At 47.7% G+C, this 12,299-nt stretch carries 10 protein-coding genes; 4 read left to right on the top strand and 6 right to left on the bottom strand.

The annotated features are described in order from the left end of the window. Window positions 1-5: 5 nt before the first annotated feature. From iscR to trmJ, 3 genes are all read right to left on the bottom strand, one after another. On the bottom strand, window positions 6-467 hold the full coding sequence (gene iscR, locus RA178_RS10520; protein WP_006081858.1) for a Fe-S cluster assembly transcriptional regulator IscR: 462 nt from the start codon (window positions 465-467) through the stop codon (window positions 6-8). A 378-nt stretch (window positions 468-845) separates the two neighbouring features. Continuing rightward, on the bottom strand, window positions 846-1,667 hold the full coding sequence (cysE, locus tag RA178_RS10515; protein WP_028759817.1) for a serine O-acetyltransferase: 822 nt from the start codon (window positions 1,665-1,667) through the stop codon (window positions 846-848). A gap of 40 nt (window positions 1,668-1,707) precedes the next feature. Then, a complete protein-coding gene (gene trmJ / locus RA178_RS10510) occupies window positions 1,708-2,436 on the bottom strand; it encodes a tRNA (cytosine(32)/uridine(32)-2'-O)-methyltransferase TrmJ (protein ID WP_113940594.1) in 729 nt (242 codons plus the stop codon). Window positions 2,437-2,589: 153 nt separating this feature from the next. Between trmJ and suhB the strand changes: the two genes are divergently transcribed. Continuing rightward, window positions 2,590-3,393, top strand: a complete 804-nt coding sequence (gene suhB / locus RA178_RS10505; protein ID WP_028759815.1) for an inositol-1-monophosphatase — start codon at window positions 2,590-2,592, stop codon at window positions 3,391-3,393. A 275-nt stretch (window positions 3,394-3,668) separates the two neighbouring features. Here the strand turns inward: suhB and lolE are convergent, their stop codons facing one another. From lolE to RA178_RS10490, 3 genes are all read right to left on the bottom strand, one after another. Beyond that, window positions 3,669-4,919, bottom strand: coding sequence for a lipoprotein-releasing ABC transporter permease subunit LolE (lolE, locus tag RA178_RS10500; protein WP_287480319.1), 1,251 nt, complete (start codon window positions 4,917-4,919; stop codon window positions 3,669-3,671). Continuing rightward, window positions 4,916-5,611 carry a lipoprotein-releasing ABC transporter ATP-binding protein LolD gene (lolD, locus tag RA178_RS10495; protein ID WP_028759813.1) on the bottom strand — a complete coding sequence of 232 codons (696 nt, stop codon included), beginning with the start codon at window positions 5,609-5,611 and terminating at the stop codon, window positions 4,916-4,918. Before lolD ends, lolE begins: the two co-directional genes overlap by 4 nt. A gap of 134 nt (window positions 5,612-5,745) precedes the next feature. Next, complete coding sequence (locus tag RA178_RS10490; protein WP_028759812.1) at window positions 5,746-6,978, bottom strand: lipoprotein-releasing ABC transporter permease subunit; 1,233 nt, start codon at window positions 6,976-6,978, stop codon at window positions 5,746-5,748. 94 nt (window positions 6,979-7,072) lie between these two features. Between RA178_RS10490 and RA178_RS10485 the strand changes: the two genes are divergently transcribed. The 3 genes from RA178_RS10485 to RA178_RS10475 all read left to right on the top strand — a co-directional run bounded on the left by RA178_RS10485 (window position 7,073) and on the right by RA178_RS10475 (window position 12,286). Then, on the top strand, window positions 7,073-7,714 hold the full coding sequence (locus tag RA178_RS10485; protein WP_212601065.1) for a hypothetical protein: 642 nt from the start codon (window positions 7,073-7,075) through the stop codon (window positions 7,712-7,714). A gap of 85 nt (window positions 7,715-7,799) precedes the next feature. Beyond that, a complete protein-coding gene (gene mfd, locus RA178_RS10480; RefSeq protein ID WP_306685313.1) occupies window positions 7,800-11,285 on the top strand; it encodes a transcription-repair coupling factor in 3,486 nt (1,161 codons plus the stop codon). Next, entirely contained in the window at window positions 11,285-12,286 is a 1,002-nt protein-coding gene (locus RA178_RS10475) for a peptidoglycan binding protein CsiV (protein ID WP_306685312.1), read from the top strand. The genes mfd and RA178_RS10475 overlap by 1 nt, the downstream gene beginning before the upstream one ends. Window positions 12,287-12,299 lie beyond the last annotated feature (13 nt).

Below are 12,299 nucleotides of genomic sequence, written 5' to 3'. Positions count from 1 at the left end.
TGCCGCTATAAACTGACTCTTTGTTCCTTTTGCATAGTGTCTTGCTTAAGTGAGATAAATTGCACATCTCGCTTCTGCATCAAGCCGGCAAGACTGATACCATCTAAAAAATCGGAAATTTGTTTGCTTAAATCGCCCCAAAGTGAATGGGTTAAGCAGCGAGTTCCACTCTGACAGTTGCCAAGTCCTTGGCAACGAGTCGCATCGACAGACTCGTCTACAGCATGGACAACCATGCCGACTGAAATATCATTGGCTTCTAGACCTAAGCGATAACCACCGCCCGGTCCACGTACACTGGCAACTAAACCGTGTTTTCTTAGCTTAGCGAAGAGTTGTTCCAGATAGGAAAGCGAAATCCCTTGTCTTTCAGAGATATCCGCTAAGGGAACTGGTCCCGATGCTGAGTGGATTGCCACATCTAGCATAGCGGTTACTGCATAACGACCTTTTGATGTAAGTTTCATAACTACCATAGCTCCCGAACAGGTATGCATTATTTCAACATACCCGAGTAATTCAGTCAAGTATTAAAACCTACTAAAACACTCAAGTATATGAGTGTGCACATAACCAATACCCTTTCATCTTGGTGGGGTATTTAACCTTTTTCTAGCCTAAGATTCAATGCTAAAGCGCCAATTAATCGACATCTAGCACGATATAAACGCAGGATAAAAGTGATCTCGGTACTATGGCGCGATCAAACTCAGGTTTGATCGCAATATGCGCCTTTACAACAGGATGAGCTAAAGTAAAACGCTAAACGAGACCCTTGTGAGGGTCAGCCCTTAAGCAAGTTAGACCTCTAAGTTAACTGATTTCGTTGAACCATTTCTTGAAACTTAGATACTCGGATCAAACTCATCTAATGCACTATGGCGTTTTTCCGCTGCCGCTTTTTCTGCATCATTAAACTCGCCCATATCAAGCTCTGGCAGTTTTTCAGTGCAGACATTGCCACCCAGCCCTTGAATGGCTTGACACAACTCTTGAACTTTCGAGTCCATCAAATGCATGTGATCGAGCATCTGCCCTATTGCATTGGCCACCGGATCGGGATTATCCGGTGATACCGCGTACGCATCGAAGCCGTATTTTTTTGCCATCGCGCTGCGACGTTCAGTTTTCTCTTTCGATTGCGGTGACGGTGTTGCCACCACGCGCCCAGGAATCCCCACAACCGTGGTATCTTTGGGCACATCTTTCACCACAACAGAATTCGAACCCACACGCGCACCATCGTGCATGGTAATAGGACCGAGGATTTTTGCCCCTGCGCCCACCACCACGTTATTGGCTAACGTAGGGTGACGTTTCCCCGCCTGCCAGGTGGTTCCACCAAGCGTGACACCGTGATAAAGGGTGCAATCATCACCAATCTCAGCCGTTTCACCAATCACAACGCCCATACCGTGGTCGATAAAAAATCGATGACCTATGGTTGCCCCAGGATGGATTTCAACCCCTGTCAACCAACGGGAAAACGTCGATAAACAACGTGCCGTTAAGCGCCAATCGCGCTTCCATAGCTTATGGCTTATCCGATGCAACCAAATGGCATGCATGCCTGGATAGTTAACCAAGATCTCAAACGCGCTACGCGCCGCAGGATCACGGTGATATATAGATTCAATATCTTCTTTTAGCCTAGCTATCACGCCCATTATTTATCCTTCGCGATTAGTGTTAATTAGTAAGGTTTGGCTATTTTTCTTTAGAACCCGCCACTTTCTCAATTGACGTCAAAATGCCCCTGAGGATATTCATTTCCTGACTCTCAATCCGTGCACGACTAAACAAGCGGCGAAGTTTCATCATCACTTGTCCAGGATGGTTCTTTATGATAAATCCAGTGGATAACAGTGTCGTTTCAAGGTGTGCGAAAAAACGTTCCTGATCGGCAGCCAAGGGATACTCAGTCAGCTCGTCTTCGGCAACGTCTTTTTGCGCAAGATGGGCAACGCGGGTTTCATAACAAATGATTTGTACGGCTTGCGCCAGATTAAGCGAGCTGTACTCTGGATTTGCAGGGATAGCCACATGATAAGTGCACTGTTGCAGCTCTTCATTACTTAAGCCATGGTTTTCACGGCCAAACACAATTGCAACAGGGCCTTTAAGTGCCTCGGTCGCTAATTTCACCCCAGCTTGTCTTGGCTCTAACATGGGCCAATCTAAGGTGCGACTGCGCGCGCTAGTTGCAATCACTAGACTGCAATCGGCAATCGCTTCAGCAAGTGAATCCACTTTCACAAGATGTTTCAGAATATCCGATGCACCCGCGGCTAATGCTATGGAATGACCGTCGGGCTCAACCCGGGGTTCTGCAAGATACAGAGTAGACAGACCCATAGTCTTCATCGCTCTGGCAGTAGAACCAATATTGCCGGGGTGCGAAGTCCCCACTAAAACCACTCGAATATTACTTAGCATGAAACAACTTAATTTAATTCATAAAACGTTGGGGACGAATATTATCACAGCCATTGCCGAATGCTTATATGAAAATCGGTATTTGATATAACTATCAAATCGAGTATAATACCGCCCGCTATTTTAACGTTCTTTAACATCCAGGGGATTGCAATGCATCCGATGCTGACGATTGCTGTACGCGCTGCCCGCGCGGCCGGCCAAACTATTATGCGCGCCTATACTGAACTTGACCGTATCGAAGTCAGTTCAAAAGGTATCAACGATTTTGTTACCAGTGTAGACAAGGAAGCAGAAGCGACAATTACTTACCAAATTCGTAAATCTTACCCAGATCACACTATCGTGGGTGAAGAGAAAGGCGAAAACCGCGGTGAGAATAAAGACTATGTTTGGATAGTCGACCCTCTGGATGGCACTAACAACTTTGTTAGAGGCATTCCCCACTTCGCGGTTTCTATCGCTCTGCAATACAAAGGCAAGACTGAAGTTGCCGTTGTTTACGATCCTGTCCGTGAAGAACTCTTTACCGCCGTCCGTGGTAAAGGCGCCAAACTCAATGATTTCCGTCTGCGTGTTACCAACGTGAATGAATTAGCGCCTACTATGATTGGTACTGGCTTCCCATTCAAGGCGCGTCAACACACTGAAACTTACATGGCTATTTTCGGCGAAGTCTTCGGCCAATGTGCTGACTTACGTCGCGCAGGTTCTGCCGCATTAGATTTAGCCTATGTTGCCGCGGGTCGTTTGGACGGTTTCTTTGAAATCGGCTTAAAGCCATGGGACATCGCTGCTGGCGATCTGATTTGCCGCGAAGCAGGCGGTACAGTGACTGATTTTACTGGCAACCATAACTATTTGGTTTCGGGCAACATCGTTGCTGGCTCACCTAAGGTGACCACAGAATTAGTGAAGATCATGCGTCCATTATTGAACGAAGGCTTAAAGCGTTAATCGAAATTAACGCTTAGTTTAAATAAACGCATAAAACAGATACAAAAAAGGCCAGTGGTAATCTCTTTAAGAGCGCCCACTGGCCTTTTTGTTTATGTGGTTTTCATTCTAAAGCCTTAAGTACTCGAGTCATCAAGTCCTCAGTCGCCACAATATCGTATTTAGAAATAATATAGTAATTAAGCAATAGTCATTGGGAAGAAAGGAGTGTCCTGAAAACATCTACACTGATTTCAGCCCAAATCGGCTAACATGACGAACAGCCACTTATCCAGTTATCTACCCGCTAACGCTTGTGCTGGTGCAATTTGGCTCGCCTTCCAAGCGGGATACAAAGTCGCGATTAAACTCATCACAAACGCCATCACAATCACCAGTACTGCATCCGAAACATGCAATTCAGACGGTAAAAAATCGACAAAGTAAACATCGGCCGAGAGCAGTTGAATACCGAGTAACTGCTCAACTGAGCTCGCAATCGCACTTAAATTCAGTGCCACGCTCACGCCGATAATGCCACCAAGACCACAGCCAAGCAGACCATTCAAGGCACCCTGCACCATGAAAATCCCCATCACAGCCAAACGGCTCAGGCCCATGGTCATCAAAATAGCAATTTCTGAGGCTTTATCCCGCACCGCCATCACTAAGGTGGAAACGATGTTAAAGCAAGCAACACCAATCACCAGCACTAGCACTAAGTACATGACTGTGCGAACTAACTGAATATCTTGATATAAATGCCCTTGAGTACGAGTCCAGTCACTGATATACACAGACTGCTTTTGCGCATAACCGAGTTCGCGCACTTTTACTGGTGCATCAAACACTTTATCGACGCTAATACGCACACCCGTTACACCGCTATTCATGTTCAAGATCTGCGCCGCGTATTGCAATGGAATATAAGCGGTTGTCAGTTCAAGCTCGCCGCCCAAATGATAGGTGCCTGACACCACAAAACGATGGCTCTTCGCCGCACGTAAACTGCCTGCCGCGTCGGGGTCGATATCCTGCACATATAAGGCCAGCGTATCACCCACCTCAAGCCCCAACTTAGTCAATAAACTCTCGCCAAGGACGATATGATTCTCATCTTGGCTCAGACTCTGCCAGCTTGCATCACTCATAAACTGTGACAAAGTTGATACCTTCGTTTCTTCTTTCGGATCAATACCCACCACGGCTAAGCCTTGAAAACCACCAGGCTTCTGTACTAAACCTTGCATGCGAATAAAGGGGGCTGCACCACGAATACCTTCAATTTGTAGCGCACCTTGCGCAACACTCTGCCAATTGACGATAGGTTCGTCCACCCCGACAATGTCCGCCTGCGGCACTACACCCAGTAATCTTTGCTCTAACTCGCGCTCAAAACCATTCATTGCAGACAGAACTATGATCAATACCGCCACACCTAAAGCGATACCGGCAGTCGATGCAAAGGAAATAAAACTAATAAAACTGTTGGATTGGCGGGCGCGATAAAAACGCCAACCAATGGATAGGGCTAACGGTCCTTTCATACTTGGGTTTCCGCCGCTAATTGCAAGTAACCGTTTTTCATCATCAGTTGGCGGTCCATACGGGCAGCCAATTTATGATCATGAGTCACCACCACAAACGCCGTACCTAACTGATCGGCCAGCTCGCGGATCAACTCATAAACCGCATCGCCACTGTTAGCATCTAAATTACCCGTAGGTTCATCGGCCAGCACTAACTTAGGTTTATTAATCAACGCCCTTGCGATAGCGACACGCTGACGCTCGCCGCCCGATAGTTCAGCGGGAATGTGAGTCATGCGATGGCCTAGCCCAACCCGCTCCAATAAGACTTTGGCATCGGCGAGCGCTTGTTTACGATCTTTACCTTGAATAAATGCCGGCATAGCGACGTTTTCTAGCGCAGTGAATTCAGGCAATAAATGATGGAATTGATAGATAAAACCGAGATCTTGATTGCGGATCTGCGCTTGACGCGCACTAGACACTTGGTATAAATCTTCGCCTAGCAACAAGACTTTGCCCGCGGTTGGCTCATCCAAAGTCCCCATAATATGCAGCAGTGTGCTCTTACCTGAGCCTGAGCTGCCGACAATCGCCAACTGCTCGCCCTTAAACACCTGCAAATCGACATTAGACAACACTTGCGTGGTCACGGCGCCATCATGGTAACTCTTACTGACACTCTGCACTTGCAGTAACACGTCTTGCATTGAAGTTCTCTCTTAAACATGCTTTGGCACCGATTTATTTCATTAAATCAATGCATTAAATTATTTTCATCTTGGCAAGCATCACTCACGGATGAATGCCCATGGGTGACGACTATTCGTAAAAGCTCACGGGGTTATTCGTATCTCAACGCAGTTGCAGGTTGCACACTGGCCGCACGCAGCGCGGGATATAAGGTCGCCAACAAGGTGACCAATAGTGTGCCTATCACGATCACTGACAACTGCATCAACTCCAGTTTTACTGGCAAACTCTGTCCTGCACCTAAAATCGAAATGCCTAATGTCGTCATAATGCCATTCAGATTCAAAGTGATAAGTATACCTACCGCGAGCCCAAGCACTAAACCAAGTACAGCATTGAGCGAACCCTGCACCACAAAAATGCCCATCACGGCGGGCGTGGTTACGCCTTGGGTTTTTAGCACTGCCACATCCGTGGTTTTATCGACCACCATCATCACCAGCGCCGAGACGATATTGAATGCGGCCACGGCCACAATCAGGCTCAGCATCAGTGACATCATGTTCTTTTCCATTTTTACCGCACCAAACAAGTGACCATAGGTATCACGCCAATCGCTGGTTGTTACCTTAATATCTTGTTTAGCGAGAACATCCTGCACTTTAGACGCTAAAGCGGGCGCACTAAAGGGATCAGTTAAATAGAGTCTAAGCTGATCAATAGCCTCACTCGGTTGACGCATTAGACGCTTTGCATCTTGATAATGGATATAAGCAACGCCAGCATCAACCTGAGAGCCCATTTCAAAAATGCCAGATACCAAGAACTTACGTTGACTCGGAACTGGGCCTAATGGGGAGTACACCACACCATCGCCACTCAATAATCGTACCGTATCACCGGGAGCGACTTTGAGTTGCCGTGCGAGCTCAGATCCTAAAATCACCTTGAAGTCGCCACTCGCCAACTGTTCAAATGCACCTGAGTAAGTATGCTGCGCAACGGAGGATAACTTTTGTGCTAATTCGGGAAACACCCCATAAACCTGCACTGCGCGAATATTCGACGCAGATTGCACCATGGCCTGCGTCGACACGCTCGGTGTAACGCCTAACACTCCCGGTAAGGCTTTAAGTGCACTCGCCTGCTTTGTCCAATCGACTAACGGCGCTTCGCTATAAAGGGTTAATTGTGGCACTGCACCTAAGATACGTTGCTTAAGTTGGCCTTCAAGGCCATTCATCACTGAGCTGACAACGATCAGGGCTGCAACGCCTAAAAAAATGCCCGAAACAGCAAATAAGGTAATGAACGACGCGAACGCGTTCGCTTTTTTGGCCCGCCAATAACGGTAACCAATATAGAAAGGGAATCCTGGATTCATTGAAAGAGGGTTGCGTCCTGTGTGCTGAACTTGCTAAATCATGAAGATGGGCACGATAATAGGGGTATTGGTCCTATAAATAAAGAGGCAAGCCTTGTTCACTGACACCAATCCGTATTTTAGTGTGCCTCACCACTTTACCGCCTACCTAAGCCAATGGCCGAGTTCCCAGCCATTACCCTCAGAAATGGCACTGAGATCAATGCAATCATTAGGCATTCAACTGCTCAGCGAAGTCAAAACACTCGAAGCTAACTGCTTGCTACAGCTGCGCCATTTAGATAACGAGGCAAAAGTTGTCGTGGATTTTTTAAAGCTGCAATCCCGCAAAGTAGATTTAGTGCTGCAACATGTATTAGAAAAAGAAACCCAAGAAGGCGAAAAATGCTTTGGTAACCAATTTGGTGGCAGTGGCCTGAGATTACTCACCCCAACAGCCTTAGACATTGGCTCCCACTATAAAATTACTCTGTTTATTCACGACGAATTAGTTGCCATTCTCTGTTTTGGCAAAGTCATCGCCACTCAAGCACAAAAAATAGCACAAGCCGAAGGCGATATGAGTCGTAATGACAGAACAGAACAACATACTCAACCTGAACATCTACAATGGCAAACTGACTTTGAATTCAGTCAAATTCTTGAATCTGACGTGGAGCAATTAGTCAAAGCCAGCCTCAATGTGCAACAGAAACAACTCAAGTTACGCAAACTCGCCAGAGACGAGCGTCAATAGCCGCTGACTTTTCTCTGGCACCTACGCCATCAAGTCTCTACAATGTCTGCAACTCTTTGTGAATGAATCAGTTTATCGCACGCCAATGACTCACATATCAGCCCTAACGCCGCCAGCCGTCAAAAATGGCACTCAAATTCAGACTCTGTCCACCGTGGGCGGCGTTTGCCAAGCCGTTACACTCGCCAATTTAGCGCGTCAACATAAGGGAACGACCTTAGTCGTCACCAGTGACACGCCAAGTGCCTTAAGCTTAGAGTTAGAGCTGAGTTATTTGCTCAGTAAAACAGGCATTAAGGTCAGATTATTCCCTGACCGCGAAACCTTGCCCTACGACAGTTTTTCGCCCCATCAGGATTTAATCTCCCAGCGACTCGAAACGCTATCGCAGCTGTCTCAGATTGAGCAAAATATCGTTATCGTGCCCGTCACCACCTTGATGATACGCCTGCCACCTAAGGCCTATTTAAGCGCCAACGTGTTTGTGCTCAAAAAGGGGGATAGCTACAAGTTACACGATGTACGCCAGCATTTAACCGACACTGGCTACCATTCGGTGGAGCAAGTATATGAACATGGCGAGTTTGCCATTCGCGGTTCGATTCTGGATATCTTCCCAACGGGGATGAATATGCCACTGCGCATCGAGCTATTCGATGAAGAAGTGGAAACCATTCGCCATTTTGATCCAGAAACCCAACGCTCATTGCAACCTGTCGACTCAATTCGCCTATTGCCCGCGAAGGAATTCCCAACCGACAGTTCGGCCATCGAAGGTTTTAGGCAAAGATACCGCCGCCGTTTCGAGGTCATAGTCAAAGAGCCGGAATCGGTTTATCAGCTAGTGAGCCGTAACTTGATGCCGGCGGGGATCGAAAACTACCTGCCGCTATTTTTTGATGACACAGCCACCCTATTCGATTACTTGCCCAAGGACACTCAACTCGTCACCTTAGGCGATATCGAAAAGTCGGCGCGCGCCCATCTACAAGAAGTCGAGCATCGCTATCAAGACAGACGCGTCGATCCGCTGCGGCCATTACTGGCGCCTAAAGAACTGTATTTACTCATAGAAGAGTTATTTGCCGCCTTTAAACCGCTGCCACGTTATCAAATGCAAGTGCCAGCAGATGGCACTGAAACAACGAAAGCGGTTGTTATTGCCGCCAGTACCCTGCCCGACATCAGCGCCAATCATAAATTAAAGCAACCGCTGCTAGCGCTGCAAGATTATGCCAGCAGCGCCAAACGCATGTTGTTTAGCGCGGAGTCCGAGGGGCGCCGCGAAGCGCTGCTTGAATTGCTCGCTAAAATTCAGTTAAAACCTGCACTGTTTAACCATTTTGATGAGTTTATTCAAAGTGATGCCAAGTTAGGCCTTATCGTGTCGCCGCTGTCACGCGGTTGTTTGCTGCAGATCAGCGCCAAAGATAGTATCAGTATCATTTGTGAGACTGAACTCTTCGGCCATCGAATTTCCCAGCAACGCCGCCGTGAGAAACAGCGTCAGATCAGTAATGATGCCCTGATTAAAAACTTGGCCGAACTCAAAGTTGGCCAGCCCATAGTGCATTTAGAACACGGCGTTGCACTTTATCGGGGCTTAGTCACCCTAGATACGGGGGGACTGGTCGCAGAATACTTGCAATTAGAATACGCTGGCGGTGACAAACTGTATGTGCCAGTGTCTTCATTGCATCTCATCAGCCGTTACAGTGTTGGCGCCGATGAAGACGCCAACTTAAATAAACTCGGCAACGAGACGTGGGCTAAAGCCAAGAAAAAGGCGATTGAAAAAATCCGCGACGTCGCGGCCGAGCTGCTCGATGTCTATGCCCGTCGCCAAGCGCGTCCCGGCGAAAGCTGCGCAATTGACGAAGAAGAATACGCTCAATTCGCCCGCGGCTTCCCCTTCGAAGAAACCGTCGATCAAGAAAGCGCCATCATCGCCGTGTTAGCCGATATGCAATCGCCGACCGCAATGGACAGATTAGTCTGTGGCGATGTGGGCTTTGGTAAAACCGAAGTCGCCATGCGCGCCGCCTTTGTAGCCGTCAACGCTGGCAAACAAGTGGTCGTGCTAGTTCCGACCACATTGCTTGCCCAGCAACACTATGAAAACTTTAAAGACAGATTTGCCGACTGGCCCGTGGTCACTGAAGTGATGTCACGCTTTCGTACCGCCAAAGAGCAGACTCAAGTGCTGCAGCAATTGGAAGAAGGCAAAGTCGATATCGTTATCGGTACCCACAAGTTACTGCAATCTGAGGCTAAGCTTGAAAACTTAGGCCTATTGATTATCGACGAAGAACATAGATTCGGTGTGCGTCAGAAAGAGAAAATCAAGGCGCTGCGCGCCAACGTGGATATCTTAACCCTGACCGCAACGCCTATTCCGCGCACCTTAAACATGGCCATGTCGGGTATGCGCGATTTATCAATTATCGCCACCCCGCCCGCCAAACGTTTAGCAGTGAAAACCTTTGTACGGGAATCGGATCCCGCGACTGTGCGCGAAGCCATTTTGCGGGAAATTCTCCGTGGCGGCCAAGTGTATTACCTGCACAATAATGTTGAAAGTATTGAGAAATGTGCCCAAGGCATTATCGATTTATTGCCTGAAGCGCGAGTCGTCGTTGCCCACGGTCAAATGCGTGAGCGCGATCTAGAACGGGTAATGTCAGACTTTTACCATCAAAGATTCAACGTGTTAGTCTGTACCACTATTATCGAAACCGGTATCGACGTTCCGAGTGCCAACACCATTATTATTGAGCGCGCCGACACCTTTGGTCTGGCGCAGTTACACCAATTGCGTGGCCGCGTCGGGCGCTCGCACCATCAGGCCTACGCTTATTTGATGACGCCGCATCCCAAACGTATGACGCCAGATGCGCGCAAACGTTTAGAAGCCATTGATGCTCTTGAAGATCTCGGGGCGGGCTTTATGCTGGCGACCCAAGATTTAGAGATCCGCGGCGCAGGTGAACTCTTGGGCGATGAACAGAGTGGCCATATTTCGAAAATTGGTTTTAGCTTATACATGGAAATGCTCGAAGCGGCAGTAAAAGCCTTAAAACAAGGCAAAGAACCGTCACTGGCGCAAATGCTCAATCAGCAATGCGAAATTGAACTGCGTATCCCCGCCCTACTGCCTGAAGCCTATGTGAGCGACGTAAATATTCGTCTGTCGCTCTATAAACGCATCGCAGGGTGCGAAACACAGGCGGCGCTGGATGAGTTAAAAGTCGAATTGATCGACCGTTTTGGCTTATTACCTGAACCGACGCGTAACTTAATGGAAATGACCCTCTATAAACATGAGGCGACTCGCTTAGGTGCGACTAAAATAGAAGTGCACAGTAAAGGTGGCAGCATCGAATTTAGTGATGATCATGTCATAGATCCTGTGTTTATTATTGGATTACTCCAAAGCCAGCCACAAATCTATCGAATGGAAGGACCGAATAAGTTAAAGTTCAGCCTTGCAGCCGAAACCAGTAAAGACAGGCTCGCTTTAGTGAAACTCTTGCTAGAACAATTATCGCAACATCGTCTTGGAGATAAATAGTGTTACGTAAACTCGCGGTCTCTATCGCTACACTCATTGCACTATCACACAGTCAGGTCGTCCAAGCAGAAGCTTGGTTTGAGGTTGAAGTCTATGTGTTTGAACGCCAAAGTCAGTCAAGTGAACAATGGCCTGATGCGCCGAACAAGACGAAAACCGATAACGCAATAGACTTAATCTCCCCCGCTATCGCGCAAGCAATCACGCCGATACCCAGCGCATCTGCGCCTTGCACACTGGTCTTTGATGCCGATGCAAATAGCCACTGCGCTGAAACCTTAAACGGTACCTCGACGTCAGAACCTATGTCTGCCGCGCCTGCGAGTGTGGAATATCGTTACCCGCCGGTGATCCCATCAGAAATCAGCAGCGCACAGATCAGTTATCCTACAGCCAATGGCAACCCAATATTGTTAACCCGCAGCCAAAGTCAGTTCGCGAGTATTATCAATAGTATCTCCCGCGAACGTGGTACGCGCAGTTTACTGCACATGGCTTGGCAACAACCTATGCGTGGTAAGAGTGGCTCAGTACCCATACGCTTATTTGCGGGTAAAGATTTCTCAGGTACTTATCACTTCGATGGCAGAAAAATCATTAAGCAAGCTCAAGCAGAGCCTATGACTAATGCCGATGGCACGCCAATGCTTGCACCTGCTGTATCACCAGTATGGGAATTAGATGGCACACTGAATATCTATTTAAGCCACTATTTGTATATTGAAACCGCATTGCACTTGCGCAAAGAAGGCAGAAAATTAATGCAAGCCGTACCCAGTGATGCGGCCGATACCAGCGCAACACTCACGGCGCCCAAAGTCATGACACCATTTTTAATGTCTGTGCCTTTGGAGCAAAACCGCCGTGTGAAGAGTGAAGAAATCCATTATTTAGATCATCCCGAAATGGGCATGGTGATCCAAATCCGCAAGATGGCGCAACCCAGTGCAATGCAAAATAATCAGAATGCCGAATCAATACAGACTGTTGGCCAATACTGAACAAACGCACAAC

This window comes from Shewanella oncorhynchi (genome assembly GCF_030848765.1).
GTDB lineage: Bacteria > Pseudomonadota > Gammaproteobacteria > Enterobacterales > Shewanellaceae > Shewanella > Shewanella oncorhynchi.
The sequence above is the reverse complement of the archived record's forward strand: the minus strand, read 5'-3'. Positions and strand labels throughout refer to the sequence as shown.